At 41.5% G+C, this 18,878-nt stretch carries 17 protein-coding genes; 13 read left to right on the top strand and 4 right to left on the bottom strand.

What is annotated here, in order from left to right; translation table 11 throughout:
- The first annotated feature begins 16 nt into the window (after window positions 1-16).
- The 5 genes from MTO98_RS19830 (at window position 17) to MTO98_RS19810 (ending at window position 4,905) form a co-directional block, all read left to right on the top strand.
- Window positions 17-1,327 carry a hypothetical protein gene (locus MTO98_RS19830; protein ID WP_243480724.1) on the top strand — a complete coding sequence of 437 codons (1,311 nt, stop codon included), beginning with the start codon at window positions 17-19 and terminating at the stop codon, window positions 1,325-1,327.
- 180 nt (window positions 1,328-1,507) lie between these two features.
- Complete coding sequence (locus MTO98_RS19825) at window positions 1,508-3,712, top strand: PQQ-binding-like beta-propeller repeat protein (RefSeq protein WP_243480723.1); 2,205 nt, start codon at window positions 1,508-1,510, stop codon at window positions 3,710-3,712.
- Between the two features lie 9 nt (window positions 3,713-3,721).
- Complete coding sequence (locus MTO98_RS19820) at window positions 3,722-4,168, top strand: hypothetical protein (protein WP_243480722.1); 447 nt, start codon at window positions 3,722-3,724, stop codon at window positions 4,166-4,168.
- Window positions 4,169-4,232: 64 nt separating this feature from the next.
- On the top strand, window positions 4,233-4,451 hold the full coding sequence (locus tag MTO98_RS19815) for a UPF0175 family protein (protein WP_243480721.1): 219 nt from the start codon (window positions 4,233-4,235) through the stop codon (window positions 4,449-4,451).
- On the top strand, window positions 4,444-4,905 hold the full coding sequence (locus MTO98_RS19810; protein WP_243480720.1) for a DUF3368 domain-containing protein: 462 nt from the start codon (window positions 4,444-4,446) through the stop codon (window positions 4,903-4,905). Before MTO98_RS19815 ends, MTO98_RS19810 begins: the two co-directional genes overlap by 8 nt.
- A 25-nt stretch (window positions 4,906-4,930) precedes the next feature.
- Here the strand turns inward: MTO98_RS19810 and MTO98_RS19805 are convergent, their stop codons facing one another.
- Complete coding sequence (locus MTO98_RS19805) at window positions 4,931-6,211, bottom strand: hypothetical protein (RefSeq protein WP_243480719.1); 1,281 nt, start codon at window positions 6,209-6,211, stop codon at window positions 4,931-4,933.
- Window positions 6,212-6,345: 134 nt separating this feature from the next.
- Between MTO98_RS19805 and MTO98_RS19800 the strand changes: the two genes are divergently transcribed.
- From MTO98_RS19800 to MTO98_RS19780, 5 genes are all read left to right on the top strand, one after another.
- On the top strand, window positions 6,346-6,996 hold the full coding sequence (locus MTO98_RS19800) for a hypothetical protein (RefSeq protein ID WP_243480718.1): 651 nt from the start codon (window positions 6,346-6,348) through the stop codon (window positions 6,994-6,996).
- Between the two features lie 16 nt (window positions 6,997-7,012).
- Window positions 7,013-7,660, top strand: coding sequence for a LamG domain-containing protein (locus MTO98_RS19795; RefSeq protein ID WP_243480717.1), 648 nt, complete (start codon window positions 7,013-7,015; stop codon window positions 7,658-7,660).
- 7 nt (window positions 7,661-7,667) lie between these two features.
- Window positions 7,668-8,504 carry an alpha/beta fold hydrolase gene (locus MTO98_RS19790; protein WP_243480716.1) on the top strand — a complete coding sequence of 279 codons (837 nt, stop codon included), beginning with the start codon at window positions 7,668-7,670 and terminating at the stop codon, window positions 8,502-8,504.
- A gap of 209 nt (window positions 8,505-8,713) precedes the next feature.
- Entirely contained in the window at window positions 8,714-9,922 is a 1,209-nt protein-coding gene (locus tag MTO98_RS19785) for a glycoside hydrolase family 88 protein (protein ID WP_243480715.1), read from the top strand.
- Window positions 9,923-9,937: 15 nt separating this feature from the next.
- Complete coding sequence (locus MTO98_RS19780; RefSeq protein ID WP_243480714.1) at window positions 9,938-10,522, top strand: TMEM175 family protein; 585 nt, start codon at window positions 9,938-9,940, stop codon at window positions 10,520-10,522.
- 4 nt (window positions 10,523-10,526) lie between these two features.
- Here MTO98_RS19780 and MTO98_RS19775 read toward each other — a convergent pair whose 3' ends face one another.
- Window positions 10,527-11,969: a hypothetical protein gene (locus MTO98_RS19775; protein ID WP_243480713.1), complete on the bottom strand. Its 1,443-nt coding sequence runs from the start codon at window positions 11,967-11,969 to the stop codon at window positions 10,527-10,529.
- A gap of 113 nt (window positions 11,970-12,082) precedes the next feature.
- Here MTO98_RS19775 and MTO98_RS19770 point away from each other — a divergent pair, with 113 nt between their 5' ends.
- From MTO98_RS19770 to MTO98_RS19760, 3 genes are all read left to right on the top strand, one after another.
- On the top strand, window positions 12,083-14,068 hold the full coding sequence (locus MTO98_RS19770; protein ID WP_243480711.1) for a phosphatidylinositol-specific phospholipase C domain-containing protein: 1,986 nt from the start codon (window positions 12,083-12,085) through the stop codon (window positions 14,066-14,068).
- 226 nt (window positions 14,069-14,294) lie between these two features.
- Window positions 14,295-15,104, top strand: coding sequence for a transposase (locus tag MTO98_RS19765; protein ID WP_243480709.1), 810 nt, complete (start codon window positions 14,295-14,297; stop codon window positions 15,102-15,104).
- A 10-nt stretch (window positions 15,105-15,114) separates the two neighbouring features.
- The gene (locus MTO98_RS19760) at window positions 15,115-15,789 is read left to right on the top strand and encodes a transposase (protein ID WP_243480708.1); all 675 of its coding nucleotides are present in this window, start codon (window positions 15,115-15,117) and stop codon (window positions 15,787-15,789) included.
- 114 nt (window positions 15,790-15,903) lie between these two features.
- Here the strand turns inward: MTO98_RS19760 and MTO98_RS19755 are convergent, their stop codons facing one another.
- Entirely contained in the window at window positions 15,904-17,466 is a 1,563-nt protein-coding gene (locus tag MTO98_RS19755; RefSeq protein ID WP_243480706.1) for a VCBS repeat-containing protein, read from the bottom strand.
- A gap of 30 nt (window positions 17,467-17,496) precedes the next feature.
- On the bottom strand, window positions 17,497-18,834 hold the full coding sequence (locus MTO98_RS19750) for a vanadium-dependent haloperoxidase (protein WP_243480705.1): 1,338 nt from the start codon (window positions 18,832-18,834) through the stop codon (window positions 17,497-17,499).
- Window positions 18,835-18,878: the final 44 nt, after the last annotated feature.

The raw sequence follows: 18,878 nt of genomic DNA, 5'->3' as shown, positions 1-18,878 counted from the left end.
CACAAGATTATTCGTCATGAAAAAACTACTGTTTTTTGCTCCTTTGTTATTATTGTTTTCATGCGGACACGATCCGGCGCAAAAGCTCGAAAATAAAAAACTTAATAGCCTTGCCGTTGAATATGTGAAACTTGGCCTAACCATAGGGCAATACGACGGCGATTTTGTAGATGCATATTACGGGCCCGATTCATTGAAGCCTAAACAGGAGCCACTTAAAACTTTCCCTAAGGATAGTCTGCTGGCTTCGGCAAACAGCTTGATGAATGACCTGCGTACGGTAGCCAATACTACAAAAATTGATACTAATAAAATTCGGGCTAACTGGATGGCCGATCAGTTGGTTGCATTTAGTCGCCGGATCCGGATTTTTTCGGGAGAGGAGAGGCCTTTTGATGAAGAATCGCGGGAGTTATTTGGTGTAGCCGCACCCGTTTATACCGACGATTTTTTTAAAGGACAAATAGCCTTGCTGGATAGTATTTTACCGGGCAAAGGCAATGTTAACGACAGATTTCAAAAACTGGCCAATAAATTCATTATACCTAAAGATAAATTGGACCCGGTTATCAAAGCCGCCATTGCCGAGGCGCGCAAGCGTACCATTGCCCATTATCAATTGCCGGCTGGCGAAACGTTTACCTTAGAGTATGTTACAAATAAACCATGGTCGGGTTACAACTGGTATAAGGGGGGCTATAAAAGCACCGTGCAGATTAATACCGATCTGAAAGTTTTTATTGATCGTGCTATCGATGTAGGAAGCCATGAAAGTTACCCGGGGCACCACGTTTACAATATGTTGCTGGAGAAAAACCTTTATCACGATAAAGGATGGGTAGAAATTTCGTTATACCCGCTGTTTAGTCCGCAGTCGTTGATTGCCGAAGGCAGTGCCAATTATGGTATTGAAGTAGCCTTTCCTGGTGACGATAAAATCAAATTTGCTAAAAATGTATTGTTGCCGCTGGCTGGTTTAGATACGGCGGGTGCCGATTTGTACTTCAGGGCCCTTGCCATAAAAGGTACTTTAAACTATGCCCGCAACGAAGCTGCAAGAGGACTGATCAATAATACCATGAGCCAGGATAAAGCATTGTCCTATCTTAAAAAATATTGTCTCATGAATGATGAAACGGCACAGAAATCCCTCAGCTTTATCAAAAAATACCGTAGCTATGTTATCAATTACAATTACGGCCAGGACCTCGTGAAAAACTATATCGAATCAAATGGAGGTACTGCTAAAGCTCCGGCTAAACGCTGGGAACTATTTGGCAAATTATTAAGCCAGGAAGTTGAACCCGTTAGTTTGGTGAAGAAATAGCGATAACCTTATCTTAAGGTCTTAAAGTATAAATAGAAAATGCCATGGTTATAACCATGGCATTTTCTATTTATACGTGTATGCGTAAGTAATCGGGATAAGTATAAAATAAATTTTATTCATACATTTAGAAAGTATCGAATCCTGATAAACAACCTTAAAACCAATATTACCTAATAAATGATTAATCCCCGGTATTTTATAGCCCTGTGTTTTGTGGCAGGTATTTATACGTCCTGTAAAAATCAGCATAACAATGATCCTTACAGCGGCTGGCCGGCTTATGCCGGCTCAAAGGAGGGATTGCGATATTCATCAAATGAGGAGATCACGCTAAGCAATGTAAATAAGCTAAAGCAATTATGGACTTTTAGCACGGCTGATAAGGATACGGCCAACCGCAGTCAAAATCAGTGTAACCCCATTATGGTTAACGGCATTTTGTATGGTACCAGCCCAAAACTAAAGTTGTTTGCCTTAAATGCTGCAACAGGACAACAAAAGTGGCTGTTCGATCCTGCAAAAGATGATACCACCAATAACGGCGACCCAATGGCTTATTATAAAGTGAGCCGGGGCGTAATTTACTGGCAAAATGATGATGGCGGTGAAAAAAGAATCTTCTATAGCGTAGGTGCCAAAACATGGGCCATAGATGCGGAAAATGGTACTCCGGTACGCTCATTTGGTAAGGGAGGGTATATCGATCTTACCAAAAATCTGGATAGGGACACCAAATCGTTTGTGGCAGGTACTACGCCTGGCGTAGTTTATAAAGATGTACTAATTGTGGGCGACCGCGTTTCTGAGTCGGCAGATGCTGCCCCGGGGCATGTGCGTGCATATGATGCCCGTACTGGGAAGTTGCGTTGGATCTTCCATACCATCCCTCATCCTGGCGAAGTTGGCTATGATACATGGAAGGATACTGCTGCCTACAAAAAATTTGGCGGGGCCAATAACTGGTCGGGCATGGCGTTGGATGAAAAGCGGGGAATAGTATATATTCCTACAGGTTCCGTTGGCGGTGATTTTTATGGCGGGTTCAGGAAAGGGCAAAATTTGTTCGCCAATTCATTGCTGGCGCTTGATGCATCTACAGGTAAGCTGAAGTGGTATTACCAATTTGTGCATCATGATCTTTGGGACCGCGATTTGCCGGCCAACCCTAACCTGGTAACTATTATTAAAGATGGCAAAAAAATAGATGCCGTAACGCAGATCACCAAGCACGGGTACGTATTTATGTTTGACAGGACTACCGGCAAGCCAATTTTTCCTATAGTTGAAACTCCTGTACCAACTAAGGCCCTGCCCGGCGAAGAGGTATGGCCAACCCAGCCAATCCCAACTTTACCCCAGCCGTTTGCCCGGCAAAATTTTAATCCGGAGGATGTTACTGATCGTACGCCTGAAGTGCACCAGGAAATGCTGGCCAAATATAACCAGGTTAAAAACCGTATTATGTTTACACCGCCAAGTAAAGAAGGTGGCTGGATCTTCCCCGGTTTTGACGGAGGGGGCGAGTGGGGTGGTGCCGCTGTTGACCCGGAAAGCAATATCCTGTATGTAAACTGCTCTGAACTGCCTTGGGCACAAGTGATGATAGAAGTGCCGAAAACAAATAATGACGACCAATCGCCGCAGGCACTGGGCCACGTGGTATATAACACCAATTGCATTGGCTGTCATGGGACCGAACTTAAAGGCAACGGAACCTCATATCCATCGCTGGTAAACATCGGCAAAAAATACTCTGCCAGCCAGCTAAGTGGCATTATTGCAAGCGGCCGCAACATGATGCCATCGTTTAAACAAATTTCGCCTGCAGATAAGGAAAACCTGATGGCCTTTCTGCTCAAAATTCCTGAAGCAAAAGGAGCTAAAGAAATAGCCAAAGAGCCAACCGGTAATCGTGCTGTAAGCTCGGCAACGGAAAAGAAAATGATTGATGAAGCACCCTATACCATGAACGGTTATAACCGCTTCTTAGATAAGGATGGATATCCTGGTATAAAACCGCCCTGGGGTACACTTAACGCCGTTGACCTAACATCCGGTAAATTGCTTTGGAAGGTACCACTGGGCGAGTTTAGCGAGTTAACTAAAAAGGGAATCCCGGTAACCGGCACAGAAAACTATGGTGGTCCGGTTGTTACAAAGGGAGGCCTCATATTTATTGCAGCAACCAAGGATGAAAAGATTCGCGCATTTGATAAACGTACCGGCAAAGTAGTTTGGGAAGCTCAGTTACCGGCAGCGGGCTATGCTACGCCTGCAACGTATTCAATTGATGGTAAACAATACGTAGTTATAGCCTGCGGTGGAGGAAAAATTGGAAGTAAGTCGGGAGATAGTTATGTTTGTTTTGGATTATCCGACTAACACCTCATTATGGATTTATTTGAAGCAGTTTTTGATTTATACGAGCAAATAAGACTAAAGGCCGAAAACGATTTTCAGGACCTGATCAAATGCCAGTACACGCAGCAATGTTACAGCGATAATGGCGCGTTTTGCCTTGTGTTGGAAATCACTGTTTTGAAAAATATTTCTGACGACGATTACGGGTTGATATTTGCCATTAACGCACAAACCGAACCTAATCATCCTGGCCTGGGGAGCGATGCTAAAGGCATATTTTTAATTGCCGATGTACACCATGGCGATAATAAGCCGGTCAGCAGCCTGAACGAACTTGTTTTTGACCCGCAGGATGATGGAGCAATACAGGATGCTTATGCTAAGATAGAGCAATTTATCAGGCCTTTTATAGCAAGCGCAAGTGATTTGCTTGTACAGGGATATGATATTAAGGTACAGGATAATTCGGTAAATTAAAAGTTGCTGTAGTTTCTGGAGTGTATTTGTTTAATGAGATTTCAATAATGCTTATCTTTATATCATGACAACGATGATATTACAAGTTCCTGAAGCGTTGGAAAAAGAACACGACGAAACAGTTCGTCTTATTGCTGCTAAACTTTATGAAGCGGGTAAGTTGTCTTTAGCGCAAGCTGCTGAGATGTGCAGTATGAAAAAATGGGATTTCGCAGAAATCCTCATCAACTTTGGGGTTAGTTATCTCGATCCAAGTATAAAAGCAGATTTAGATTGTGATTGAAGGTGTCGTTGTAATTACCGATGCAAGCTGCTTTATTATCTTGGATAAAATCAATGCCCTGCATTTGCTTTCAATTTTGTTTGCAAAGGTAATTACCACACCAGAGATAGCAAATGAATATGGTAAAACGTTGCCTGATTGGGTGTATATTCAGCAGGTTCAAAATCAAGATTTGCAAAATCAAATAAAAGAACTTGTTGATCCGGGTGAAGCAAGTGCAATTGCTTTGGCTACTGAAGTTAAATGTGATTATTTATTGACGGACGATCGGGCTGCCCGAAAGCTTGCCGAACAAAGAGGTATTTCTGTTAAAGGTTCAGTTGGGGTGCTGCTTTATGCCAAACAACAAAATGTGGTGCCGTTAATTCGGCCCTATCTTGACCTTATTCAAAAAACTAATTTTCGGATATCACAAATACTTGTTGATAAACTTCTTGTTGAAGCCAATGAGTAGTGCGGATGTTTTTACATCCTATTTCCTAAAACTGCTCCTCATAAACAGAGCCTCCCGGGGTTTCCAGTTTATATTGCTTAACCTCTCCGGGGCCTTCAAACTCAAACCGGATTCCTACTATTCGACCCATGGTTTGGGCTTGCTTGTATTCAAAGATTTGCTTGTTATTAAGGTAGATCCTCAGAAAATGGTCTTTTACACTACAACGCAGATTTTGAAACTGAGACATATCGGTACCAAAAGCGCTTAAGTCATGATCTTTGCCACTAACCCAGTCTGTGCCGGTCAAAATACCTATATCGGAGATACAGCCCGTGTTAACTATGGGGATAACGATTGCGGTCCCGTTGCCTAAGATAGTAAGATCGGCCCTGGCGCAGGCGGATTGGCCTGGTGTTGAAGTATTGCGCAAAGTGCAATCCATTGTAAAGTTATCGGCATTGATGCCCGGAAATTCGCGGATGTTGGCGAATTTTACCCAGGTATTATTAAAAACGGGTGTACCTGATTTTTGCTGAATCAATTTGGCGTCAACTCCCATAAAGCCTTTTCCTTTAATTTCCTCTGCCGAAAGATAAACAGGTACCGGCTCATGATCAAGGATACCTTTCCATCCCTTGGTTTTAATAAATACCGATGTTTCCTTTTTTACATGCTTATCTACAATCAGCTTCGCTATAAAATAACCTGGCTCGTAGTAAATTGAGGTAAACTGTTTACCATCACCCGGAACTTGTTCGCGGCGGTTAGGGTCCCATGACTGTTGGATAAAAACACTATCGGAGTGAAATGCCGAAACATCGTAATTAAATATCACCGAGTTAGGCAAATCGTCAGAAACTTTCTTACTGCTGAATTTAATTGAAGCCGGGTCAACGGGTTTATTGCGTTTGCTGCTCATGAAAAACAGCGCCCCAAGCACCAGTAATAGTGCGCTTCCAAACCATACATAACGTAAACGGGGTTGGGGAGATGTAGTAGTTTGCGGAGCTTCAGGGCCAATTATTTCAACAGCATGTTCAACTACTCCGTTAACCTGGTGGTGCTGCCTGAAATCGCGCCAGCTGGTGTAATCAAGGAAACAAGCAAGGGCGTTTAAGGTGGCTGCATTGGGAAAGCTTTCATAGCGCACCTTGCCCCAAATTCTTTTCAAAGTTGATACACTGAGCTGAACCCGTGTTTTATCAAAAATTTGCTGGCTTAGCTGCTCAAAATCATCGTTGCCCCAAACACTACTATCGCCCCAGTTTAACATTTGCTCAATAAGCTGCCGGCATAGCAAAAGCAATTGTTTTTCCTTTTCCATTGGTATACAGGTAATAATGTGGTTTTAAAAGATCCTTAAAATACTTTGAACAAACTTGAACTTAACTTGAAATGCCCCTTGTGCTTTATTATAAAGGCAATTTGCAAGTTTTGATTAAAGTTAAATTAAAACCCATGAACAACAAGATTTTATTGATTGCCCTGTTAAGCATGACGCTTGGGAGTAATTTTTGTTACAGCCAACAGAAAAAAGTTACATACGATATTAACAGCCTGCTTAAGGGAAATAAACTGATAAAAGCATATCCCCGCCAAACTGTTACCGAAGTTACCGATGGCAGTAAAAAGGGACTTACCTCAGATGGTATTCTGTGGCTTAAAAATGTGGATTTTAAAACAGGTACGGTTGATATCGACCTGCGCGGAAGAGATGTTTTTCAACAGAGTTTTTTAGGCATAGCCTTTCATGGTATAGATACTACAACTAATGATGTTATCTATTTTCGTCCTTTTAATTTTCAATCAGATGATACTTTGCGGCGCAAGCATACGGTGCAATACATCAGCGAACCTGATTTTCCCTGGGATAAGCTCCGCAAGGAACACCCTCTGGTTTATGAAAACGCGGTGAACCCATTTCCTGAGGCAACTGCCTGGTTTCACGCCCGTATTGTCATAAATGCCAACAATATAGTTGTATATGTGGATCATTCGGTTAAGCCATCGCTTACGGTTAAGAAATTGAATAACCGCCGTAGCGGGCTCATTGGCCTTTGGTCATCAGGCTTGCCTGGCGATTTTGCAAACCTTGTCATCTCCCAATAATTATAAACCCGTTATCATGAAAAATTTCATCTTAATGTTATTGCTGGTTGCGGCTATAAAAACTTATGCGCAGCAACAATACAGGTTGTACAATCTTTCAGTTGTAAACCCTAAACAATGGATCATCCCTAAAAATGATACCCTCGATTATGAACTGGGAAGTTTTGGAGGAACAAAAGCGTTACTTATCAAGCGGAAAATTCAAAATTACAAGTCAGCAAGCCTGGCATACAAGCCCGGCATAAATTTTAAGGATGGCATTATCGAAATGGATGTAGCCGATATGACACCTAAAGGAGGGTTTGTGGGCCTGGCTTTTCGTATCCGTGATGCCCATCATTATGAAACAGTGTATTTCAGGCCTGGATCATCCGGCACTATTAATGCCATTCAATACATGCCCGAAAAAAAGGCCGAATTTAACTGGTGGGATTATGAGTCGACAAAATATCAGGCCAAAGCTATACTTCCGCAAAGTAAATGGTTCCATATCAAAGTTGTGGTACAAGGCAGTAAAATGGAAGTTTATGTAGATAATGCAGCCAAACCGTCAATGGTTTATGCCGGGCTTGATCCTTCATTAAAAAGTGGAGCGGTGGGGTATTGGCTTGGTAACTGCCCCGGGGCAGCCTACAAAAACCTTGTTGTTAAAGCTTTTAACTGATGCTTTTATGAAAAAGATTTTAATGATGCTGGTGCTTTTTGCATCCGCTACAGTCAGGGCGCAAAATGTTCCTTATGGTAACAATCCTGCTGCCGGTAATTATGTGAAAGTGAAAGATGGAACGCGCATTTACTATGAAACCTACGGAACAGGAAAACCATTGGTATTATTACACGGCGGGCTTTATGGTGAAATTTCGGAATATGAAAACCTGATCCCGGTGCTGAGCAAAAACTTTATGGTGATAGCTATTGCAACGCGCGGGCATACAAAATCAGAAATAGGGCATAAGCCATATACGTATGAGCTGATGTCGGATGATGCTTACGCCGTGATCCGGCAGGTTACTAAAGATAGTGTTGCACTCATTGGTTTCAGTGATGGCGCGGTGACAGCCCTTGATCTTACCATTCGACACCCCGATATGGTGAAGAAATTGGTATTTGCAGGCGGCAGCACTTCAGCTGCAAGCTACCGGCCAGGCGAAATGGATGAACTAAAACAACTATCGGGCGCTTCACTTGAACGTGATATTCCTGATTTTGTACGGGAGCGCAAAAAACTTATGCCCGAGCCTGAACGGTGGGGCGAATTTGTAGAGCTGCTGAAACATGCCTGGATCAGCCAAACTACCGTAACTCCCGAACAGCTAAAAAACATTAAATGCCCGGTTCTCGTTGCCGCTGGTGATCGTGACCGTTATAATTCTGTTGAAAGCTTTGTAAGTATTTACAAACTACTGCCATTGGCACAATTGGCTATCATTCCAAATTCTGACCATATTATTTTTTACAGGCAGCCGGCATTAATGGAAACTATGGTGATGGGGTTTTTGATGAAGTAAAGGACGTAAATACAAAACCACTGAAGCTTTCCAAAGCAGTCTCCTGCTTTGGATGGGGTAGGTGGCGCTAAATTTGAGCCTCACTACATCGATGTAGTAGAAAAATATAGCTAAATGCCTGGTTGGCGCTTGTTTTTGTGCGTGCAAAATCTGCACTTTTATAAATAAAATTGTGCCCTGCATAAGCACTTCAACCAGTTATATAGTCTATGAAACTTAAATACCTTTACAAATCGACAGTTACGGCATGTTTATTAGCGCTTGGCCTCAATTCATTTTCGCAGAATAGCTTCAAGCCCCAAAAGGATATATTGGTAGCCATCAACAAAAACTTTGCTGACGCCGATGTCCAATATAAATACATGGCTAAACAGTTTGGCCCGGACCAGTTTCCGAAAACATATCACCCTACCACTGATAAGTTTGAAACAAGTAATAGCAGCTGGTGGTGCAGCGGCTTTTATTCAGGTACGTTGTTAAATATATATCGGCAAACTAAAGATGCTGTTTTGCTTGACGAGGCTAATAAAAATTTGAAAGGGCTTGAAAAAGAGCAGTACAATAAAGGAACGCATGACCTTGGTTTTATGATGTACTGTAGCTTCGGCACAGCAAACAGTATTGAGCCAAAAGCCGGGTATAAAGAGATTCTGGTTAACAGCGCCAAATCATTGTCAACCAGGTTTAACCCAACTGTTGGTTGCATCCGTTCATGGAATTCAAAAGCAAATGACTACATCGTTATCATTGATAATATGATGAACCTGGAACTACTGTTTTATGCAACAAAAGTAACCGGCGATTCCAGCTTTTACAAAATAGCGGTTACGCATGCAAATACCACTATGAAAAATCACTTTCGCCCCGATTTTAGCTCATATCACGTAATTAATTACGATGAGCAAACCGGTGCAGTGAAAGAAAAGAAAACCGCACAGGGCTTTGCAAATGAGTCTGCATGGGCAAGGGGACAATCATGGGGTTTATATGGCTACACGGTAATGTACCGCGAAACAAAAGATCCAAAATATCTTGAAGAAGCAAAAAACATAGCTCATTTTATATTGACCAATCCAAACCTGCCTGCCGATAAAATACCTTATTGGGATTATAATGCGTCAAATATCCCAAATGCTTTGCGCGATGCTTCGGCTGCTTCGGTTATGGCTTCGGCCCTGTTCGAGCTTTGCCGGTACGTTGATAAAAAGACCGGACAGGAATATTTCAATACAGCTCAAACCATTATTAAAAATTTATCTGCACCCCAATATAAAGCTGATTTGAATACCAATGGTGGGTTTATTTTGAAACATAGCGTTGGCCATTTCCCGGCAGGTACCGAAGTTGATGTGCCATTAACCTATGCCGATTATTACTTTGTTGAAGCTATGCAGCGTTATAAGGCTTTTGCCAAATAATGTTATATTTAGCACATGGCATTAGGTAAAGGCAGATTGGAAGCGTTTAGTGATGGCGTAATAGCCATCATTATCACTATTATGGTTTTAGAATTGAAGGTTCCGCATGAGGAAAATTTAGAGGCTTTAAAACCGCTTATCCCTGTTTTTTTAAGTTACCTGCTCAGTTTTGTATATGTAGGTATTTACTGGAATAATCATCACCATACCATGCAGGCGGTACGCTCTGTAAATGGAAAAATATTGTGGGCCAATTTGCACTTGTTGTTTTGGTTGTCACTCATCCCTTTTGTAACCACCTGGATGGGTGAAAACCATTTGACCCAATGGCCTGTGTTTTTTTACGGAGTGGTATTGATCATGAATGGGATAGCCTATCGTATTTTAGCGCTAACCCTTATCAGCCATCATGGTGAAGACTCCTTATTAGCACAGGCTTTCGGCAGCGATTTTAAAGGAAAGGTTTCTGTAATACTGTACGCTGTTGCTATTGCATGCACCTGGCTAAACCCAACTATCAGTGTTGTGATTTATGTAATAGTGGCAACAACCTGGTTTATACCCGATAAGCGCTTTGAACGCCTCCTCGACGCTGAATAATTAACTACAGATTGTGAATGTATGACAGCATTAGCCCAACCGAAAATTGTGAGGCTTTGGTATATCCGGGATCGCCATTTAAATAATTAGCTTCGTTAGGATTATCAAAATTTACAGTTTGCAAATACTTGTTGGTTGTGCCATACGCAATCAGGAGGCCTGTGCGCAGGTTAAACTTGCGCTTTTTTACATTAGTGCCTACCTGGCAATGGTAAATATTATAGTTGCCGGTGTTTGACCTGTAGCCCGAATCATCTATACTATACAGGGCCTTGCTGATATTATTAAAATCGGTGTGAAACGATAAGTATCCCATTAAATCGGGTTTAAGCAAATAGCTTGCACCAATGCCAAAGTTAGTTACCGACTTACGGGCATCTTTAAATTTCAAAAACTCGGGAGTCAGGAGATCGGCACCGCTATCAACTCCTTTTATAAAATTTTGATTTTTGGGTGTTATGATATTGTATTCGCCAACCCTGGCAAAATACTCTGCCGCAATATAAAATTGGCCGCCTTTGTAATCATAGGCATAGCCAAATGCAACGCTAAAGGGCATTTTGTAATTAACTTTGAGGCTGCGCTGTCTTGAATTGGCCAGTAAATTTACAGTGTCTTTTTCCTGGGGCATAATTAAATCACTGTTTTGGTAGTCGCTTAATATACTCCCGCTGCCTGTCACATGCAGCAGGGGAGACGATAAAGTTAAGCCTAAATGGTGTTTTTCGTTATCATAGGCAAATCCGCCTTTAAACCTGATCCCTACGTTGTAGTAGCCTGCAGTGTAAGACTCCTGTACATTTGCAAAAGGCGGAAGTTCGAAACCACTGGTATTATACAATGCTCTTGAACTTACGTCGTAATCATAATCCTGTTTCCGGATCTGGCCTTCGGCACTTATTCCAATGGCGAAATGGTCTGACGCCTTAAAGCCCCCGCTGATAATGCCCGCGGTTTCATTGATACTGTTTACATTTTTGTACTGGCCCAGAAAATATTCGTTGCCGGGGCTGTAGGAATTATCAAGCACATTAAATGTGGCATCGCGCTGCTGGTTAACCCGGTAGCTTATCACCGGGTTGTGGGTTAGCGCATACCCGATAGTAAAAGGGTGTTTGCCTTTTAATGATATCGTTGCCGAGATCATTTGGGGGATAATGCTTGTCGATGTTGATTTAAGATCGAGCCCGGTACCTGCACCGTTTTTTATATTAATACGTCCGTATTGGTAAATAGATGCGTTGATAGAAGCTGTGCTTTTTGTGCTGTATGCCAGTAATGCCGGGTTCAAAAACATTACCCCGCTGTCGCGGTTAAACGCTATTACAGCGCCGGGAGTTAAAAAACCGGCAGGATTGTAGCTTGATGACCAATAGTTGGCATCCTGGGCCTTAATAGCTTGCGTAAACAAGATAATGCACAAAAAAGTGGTAAGGATTTTTGTCATAGGTTCGTTTTTATATAAAAATATCATAAATTCACTTAAATAGTTAATAATCAGTAGGTTTTTTATTTAAAAAAAAACTTTATTCTGCCTTTCTTAACTTCAACCTATGCATTATGGAATTTTTCAGGATCGTTTCTCTATCTGCCTGTATGTTGATCTTCTTAAATTTAGGCGCATTAAGGGCGCAGAATTTAAGTCTTAGCCCCCCTGTAAACTTTTTGCCTGCGGCCAGTACAGATAAGGCTATTGATATCACCAATTTTAAAGGGCGATATTTTGTCACCTGGAAGGAGGCGGGGGCTACGGGCCTTATCCATGTATGTTATCTTGGTAAACAATACGCTACTCAATTTTCGCAGCATGATGCTACAGCAGGGACTGAAGTTAGTGCTTTTGCTCCCGTACTCAGGGTAACCGATAAACATATTTATGCCTTTTGGCTGGGTACCGATGGCTCGTTAAAGTATCTCATTAATAACAGTGATACCACTTTCAATACGCAAACAGTCAATACAGTGAGTTTTGGCGGCATGCCTAAGTTAAAGCTTGGAATCACAGCTACAGTGGTTGGTGGCAAGGTAATGATCGCATCGCATGCTGATAATAAAAATGATATGATGGTTGCACTGCTTGAGGCAGACGAAAACGGCGTGTTTAAACCTGCCGTGTTGGAAACAATAGCTGATAAACGAAGCTCAGACTACCCCTTTATAGTTACCTTATCTGATAACCGGCCCCGCATCTGTTATACCAACGATGACGGCATATTTTATGCCGATTATAATGCCGCTGATAAAACCTGGACTAAAAGAATTGCTGTAGAAAAATCAAAAACCAAAGTAGCCCCGGCGGTTTATCATGCCTTTAACACTACCCGTTTGTTTTATATGTGGAAAGGGTATAAAAAAGATAATTTTATTTATTATGCTTCAGAACATGAGCAGAATAAGCCGGTAAATGGCTATAAGCTTCCCGATTATTTTAAAACCCCTTACCCGGTATCTATATGTAACGTAGATGCCAAAAAGTTTATCATGGCTTTTGTGGGCGAGGATCAAAAACTTTACCTGAGCTATTTCACCAACTATAACCCGGCGAGCTGGATGGAAGATACCTTGTTTCCGGCTAAGGGTAACCTTACGTTAAAGGATATTGTTATTCCGGGCGCGCATGATGCCGGCATGTCGGCCTTAAATGGTACTGGTGGCATTCATAGTAGTTCCATCAACCCCTGTAATACACTAACCCAAAAACTAAACATAGGGAAACAATTAAATGCCGGTATCAGGATGTTTGATTTGCGGGTAGGAGCATTCAATAATGCCATTTATACCAAACACAGCTCGTCAGATTGTATGGCCGAAGCCATGGGAGGCGGATACGGTGAACAGTTTAAGGATATTCTTGATTCTGTCAAAACATTCCTTAACAGGCATAAAAAGGAATTTATCATAATAACATTTAGCCATTTTTGTCCCAAAGAAGCCTCGGCAGATCATGTAGCTGATACCATTTTCAGCGTTCTTGGAAAAGATAAGATCTTTAACAATCAGTCAAAAGAAAATATAGGTGATATTAAGCTCAACGAACTGGCAGGTAAAGTGATTGTCACTTTTGAGGGGTATGCCAACCGCGAAAAGTTGATCGACTCCAATTCCATGGCCGATGAGGGTAAAACTTTTCTAAACTTTCGCCGTGCTTACGCAGCTACAAACCAAATAGATAAGCTGCTGGCAAGAGAAGACTTGTTTTTTACATCGCTGAAAGACGGAACTAACAAAAATGATCTGGTACGGCTTGACTGGCAGTTAACCCAAAGCAGCGATGAAGCGGCTTTGATCTGTAATGATTTTGAGGATGAAAAGGTAAACCCGGTTTTAAATGGCATAATGCTGTTAACCAATGTGGTTAAGAACAATCAAAGTATTATTGACCTTGCTCAATTTGGAAATAAATACTTGCCATCTAAAATTAATTCATGGGTAACAAGTGGTATCATCAATAAAAATAATAAGCCCAATATATTATATGTTGATGTGGCCGGCACCTGGATTACCGATTATTGTATCGAACTTAATGGTATACCGCTTTATAATTAATTTTGAAATGTTTTAGAAGCTGTTTGAAAATACAAAATGTTCATTGCCGTTGGTTTTAACCAACGTTGGAAAAGGCAGAAAAAGTATTGGCTTTAGCCCAATTGTGCAAGCGGATTTGGGCTGAAGCCCTCATATAGCTAAGACTTAATTGCCGTTGGTTAAAGTGACTGTTGCACAACTAACACACCGCTATTGATTAAGTTGTTGATTATTAGTATATTGAATTATGCAAGGCAAAAAGAAGTACCAAGAGAAACTATTTGTAAGTTTTCAATTATCAGATCAGATACCTGGGGATAACCTTTACCGTCGCTTAAATGAACTAATTGATTTTAAGTTTCTTTATAAAGAGACAGCGCGATATTATGGAACAGAAGGCCAGAAAAGCATAGATCCGGTAGTGTTTATGAAGCTCATGCTTGCAGGTTATCTGGAGAATCTGAATAGCGACAGGCGGATCATTAACACGTTACGCTTAAGGCTTGATATTCGTTATTTTATTGGATACGATCTTGATGAAGAATTACCCTGGCATAGTACGCTCAGCAGAACCAGGCAATTATACGGCGAGCATGTTTTCACAGAATTATTTAAGCGTGTACTGAAACTATGTGTTGATAAAGGAATGGTTTCGGGCCGCAGGCAGGCGATTGATAGCGTATTTATAAAAGCGAACGCATCGATTGATAGCATGTTACCAAAAGAGGTACTGGAAGATATAAAGGATTATGAGCAAGAGTTAACAGTTAATGAAGAGAAAGAAGCAAAACCCGTAATGAAGGCAGTACCGGAAGATGAGGGCAAAGATGATAATAAAGGTGTAAAAATAACGAATGCCACTCATTATAGTCCAACCGACCCGGATGCCCGCTTATCAACAAAACCAGGTAAACCCACAAATCTGAACTACCTGGGTCAGGTAGCGGTAGATACCGCTTCTCACGTAATTACCTGCACAAAAGCCTATTTAGCAGACATGCGGGATAGTGAGTGTCTGCCCACGATGCTAATCGATTTGAAGCAAAATCTAAGATAATGACACCGGCTTGTTTGAGGTAGTTGCAGATACGAATTACAGTAGCGGCACTGCGTTAAAAGCATTGCAGGCAATGGGTATTACAGGATATATTCCCAATACCGGTAGATTTATTTATCAGAGAGAGGGTTTTACCTACAATTCGGAAGAAGACCATTATATCTGTAAAAATGGCAAAGCCTTAAAATTCAAAGGAACAAGCGAGAATGATAAATGTTATACCATTACAAGAAAACACTGTATAGGTTGCCCTTTTCAGCCTGATTGCATAGGTGATAAAAAAGAGGTGCGTATAAAAAGCACGATCGACAAACCCTATTATGACCAGATGCATATTCGCATGCAATCCAGGAAGGGTAGAATACTAATGAAAATAAGGCAAAGTACAGTAGAGCCGGTTATCGGAACCCTTGTGGAATATCTGGGTCTAAAGAAGGTGAATTCAAAAGGGATTGAACAGGTAAATAAATGCTTGAATATGGCTGCTGTTGCTTATAATCTCAAAAAGCTACTTAATCATAAGGCAAGAATAGTTAAACAGAAGCATTTGCAAACTAATCAGAAACCAAAAGGGGAAAATGGTTTGTCTGGGCGTTTTCTGAGCTTATTATTGAGGTGTTTTGTATTGTTTATGAATACGGCTCAAATTGCTATAACAACCTATAGAATGGGAGTTCAATCATAAAATATTGCCCTTGGATTTGGTGTTGTGCAACAGCCACTAAAACCAACGGCAATTAAGTCTTAGCTACCTGTAAACGATATTCATCATTTTATATAGCTTCCAATAATATTTTTATTACTTCTTCGGTTGATATAGTTGGTTATAAAATATGCTTAATCCATACTTTGCCGATTTCCATTTTTCATCAAGTGCTGTGGGTGCGGGGCCTGGACTTTGGGCAAAGTTGCCGGTAATGATATCCATATCCCCGTCGCCATCAACATCGGCTTTTTCAAGGGTGAGGGTTTTGATCGGAATCTCGCTTTTTTGAATGTATGATTTGAAAGTAAACTGATCTTTGTTAGTGTTTTCGAGATAGACGAACGATTCATCAACCAGTTTGCCAAACTCGGGGAAAAAGGAGGTTGCCACAAAGTCAATATCGCCGTCCTTGTCAAAATCCTCTGCCAAAACCCGGGTGACACCATAAATCGGATAAAAAAACTTTTCTTTAAAAACATCAGCGCCCTGATTTATGTGCAACCTGATGCCATGATAGGCCTTCAGGATATTGGAGTAGTCGGCATTGTCGCCATGTACTGTCACGATATCTGTGAGCCCATCGTTATTGTAATCAACTAAGACCATATCGGTAGTGCCGTAATCAGGCGGGAAACGTAATACCCGTTTGGCTTTAAAATTAAGGTTGTCTTTCTGGTAAAAAATATAAACACTTTCATCGCCTTGCGAAAACATAGCCACAATATCTTTTTTGCCGTCACCGTTCATGTCTTTTACGTAGCATTTGATAGCACCTGCCAGGGGCAGTAACACATCCTCGGTATACTTGCCTGCCTTGTTCTTTTTAAACAGCGATAAACCGCCTGTTTTATTACCAAAATTACATACTATGATTTCTGGCACACCATCATTGTTCAAGTCTGTTATACGGGTATTTACAGGCCTGTGTAATGAATTGATGAGTGGTGTGCTCGTGGTATCATTAAGTTGTGCGTACAGGCCGGTGCTTAACTCAGTTGGATATAACTTTCCAATTTCGGTTAAATAAACATTGTTTTGATAAAAGTTAAAATCAACAACAGGGCTGGCAGTATTTGCTTTTTTGACAACTCCTTTGCCATATTGCCAGTTGAATACCTGGTTATAATAATTGCCTATCCAAAGGGTTTTGGTTGTATTGTTATACTTAAGTCCGGTGATAAGTGAAGGCGTTTTATCATCAACTTGTACATCCCGCCTTGCAAATTGCGTAAGGGGGCTGTTACGGGTAAGTCGATTTTCTTCAACAGATAAACTGTCTGGTGCATTGCTGATAATATAATCTGTGATTTTGGCCCAGTCAGCGTCGGTACAAACCGGTTCTTCGGGGATAATATTGTGCTTTTTAACAATTATGCGCTCCTCATCAGTTAATCCTCTTAAAGGATCATAATTAGGATAAATAATACCCATGCGGGCTGCCATAACAGGTAATACGTGTCGTGTCCAGATCTCTTTGGTAAGCCCTGCCGGATCAGGTGCTAAATGACAAACAGTACAATGCCGTAAAAACAATGCGCGGCCTTCCAGGTCTGCTGCTGCTGTGGAAGCAAACTTTGTTTTTACGGTGAACGAGTTAAGGCCTATGAGCCCGGTAACAATAAAAAGTGATAGAAAAACCGTTCCCCTGATCCGCATAATTAAAAGCCGTTTGCTTTTAACTACGTTCTAATCACCTAAATAGTTTACTCCGGCTGCTTTTAATTTTTTTACAACCGCTGCTGCAACATCACGGCCTTGCTGATTGCCGTTAACAATGGCGTCGTCAAAATGAATTCCTCCATAAAATCTTGATAATGAAGCTTCTTCGGCTGCCTGTCTGAATGATTTAAAATCGCGGGGACCAACGCCGTATGGTATCTCCGAATCATCGGTGAAGCTGAATTTGTCACCTAACAGATAACTCAGCACCCCTGCCGATGAATTTGACAACACAGCATGGCCGCTGGGGTATTCGGGGAATGGCGGGGTTTGCAGCATAGGTACCCATTTTATATCAATGTATTTGTTGATATAAGTTTCGGGCCTGATACCGTTGCTGCGGTATTTCTCGTCCCAGCAGCTGATAAAGGCATCCATTTCCGTCATACCAACTAACATTGCTACTTGTATCGACTTGTCGAAACTTAGTCCTGCTTTTTTTACCGCGATACCTACAATATTCATCCAGTGGCCGCCAGGGCTTATTTTTTTAAAGCCTATCATCATGTGGCCTGATGTGGTAACTGCAAAGGGATTACAATCCCAAAAATTCGCGATCATGATCTGCTCGGCCGACATGTTTTTGGATACTTTGTATACGGCATAGGCTTCCTTATAGAATTGGCTGGTGCTGTCAGTGCTGAAAGCAGCCGGCCTGACAGGCACAAACTGATCAGATGAGTCAATAAACATAGGGCGGATGGTTTTCCAGTTTGGCTCAACAGCCTCCATATACATTGGTGGGGTAGGGAACCAGTTTTTGCCGCCTTTTATGGGGGAGTATCTGAGCCTGCCGCTCAATTTATTGTAGTTGTCTGATTTGGAATATTTTATGACTTTGGCAGTCATTTCTGTAGCTGCCGCAACAGATTGTTTGATCACATCATCGCCAATGCCGTTTTCTTTAAGCAGGGCTACATAATTATCCTCATCATCCTGCAGCATAAAACCCGATGGAAGCATCTGCTTGCCGGTTTCCAATATACAATACATGGCGGCTATGCGATAATCGTATTTATCGGCCGGGATACTGATCTGGTTATCTTGTGTATAGCTTTTGATGAAGTTGCCCACCGGTACCACCTGCTTATTGTTAAGACTAACTAAATTATAGGCTCCCATGGTTACATAAGCATAGTAACGGGAAGCGGCAGGCGGGTTTACAACATCGTGGATCATAACCGCCGAGATGGCGTTTATGGCCTTATCAATATGGAGATAAGGGAGGATGTTTTTTTTGCTTTTTTGCGCGTAGGACACTGTACTTATCAGCGCTAAAAATAATATGGATATTCGTTTGATCATTGTTTTTATCTTAATCTCAAGTTTGAAGTCAGTAGTTATTTCCT

Source organism: Mucilaginibacter sp. SMC90 (assembly GCF_022811725.1).
GTDB lineage: Bacteria > Bacteroidota > Bacteroidia > Sphingobacteriales > Sphingobacteriaceae > Mucilaginibacter.
Note: the sequence above shows the minus strand (reverse complement) of the source record. Positions and strands in the feature narration are given on the sequence as shown.

Excerpts from the sequence above, each read along its gene's own strand:
- MTO98_RS19800 (WP_243480718.1), top strand. The coding sequence starts at position 6,346 with ATGAACAACAAGATTTTATTGATTGCCCTGTTAAGCATGACGCTTGGG.
- MTO98_RS19755 (WP_243480706.1), bottom strand. The coding sequence starts at position 17,466 with ATGCGGATCAGGGGAACGGTTTTTCTATCACTTTTTATTGTTACCGGG.
- MTO98_RS19765 (WP_243480709.1), top strand. The coding sequence starts at position 14,295 with ATGCAAGGCAAAAAGAAGTACCAAGAGAAACTATTTGTAAGTTTTCAA.
- MTO98_RS19815 (WP_243480721.1), top strand. The coding sequence starts at position 4,233 with ATGACAACGATGATATTACAAGTTCCTGAAGCGTTGGAAAAAGAACAC.
- MTO98_RS19795 (WP_243480717.1), top strand. The coding sequence starts at position 7,013 with ATGAAAAATTTCATCTTAATGTTATTGCTGGTTGCGGCTATAAAAACT.
- MTO98_RS19780 (WP_243480714.1), top strand. The coding sequence starts at position 9,938 with ATGGCATTAGGTAAAGGCAGATTGGAAGCGTTTAGTGATGGCGTAATA.
- MTO98_RS19775 (WP_243480713.1), bottom strand. The coding sequence starts at position 11,969 with ATGACAAAAATCCTTACCACTTTTTTGTGCATTATCTTGTTTACGCAA.
- MTO98_RS19770 (WP_243480711.1), top strand. The coding sequence starts at position 12,083 with ATGGAATTTTTCAGGATCGTTTCTCTATCTGCCTGTATGTTGATCTTC.
- MTO98_RS19825 (WP_243480723.1), top strand. The coding sequence starts at position 1,508 with ATGATTAATCCCCGGTATTTTATAGCCCTGTGTTTTGTGGCAGGTATT.
- MTO98_RS19830 (WP_243480724.1), top strand. The coding sequence starts at position 17 with ATGAAAAAACTACTGTTTTTTGCTCCTTTGTTATTATTGTTTTCATGC.
- MTO98_RS19750 (WP_243480705.1), bottom strand. The coding sequence starts at position 18,834 with ATGATCAAACGAATATCCATATTATTTTTAGCGCTGATAAGTACAGTG.
- MTO98_RS19820 (WP_243480722.1), top strand. The coding sequence starts at position 3,722 with ATGGATTTATTTGAAGCAGTTTTTGATTTATACGAGCAAATAAGACTA.
- MTO98_RS19785 (WP_243480715.1), top strand. The coding sequence starts at position 8,714 with ATGAAACTTAAATACCTTTACAAATCGACAGTTACGGCATGTTTATTA.
- MTO98_RS19805 (WP_243480719.1), bottom strand. The coding sequence starts at position 6,211 with ATGGAAAAGGAAAAACAATTGCTTTTGCTATGCCGGCAGCTTATTGAG.
- MTO98_RS19790 (WP_243480716.1), top strand. The coding sequence starts at position 7,668 with ATGAAAAAGATTTTAATGATGCTGGTGCTTTTTGCATCCGCTACAGTC.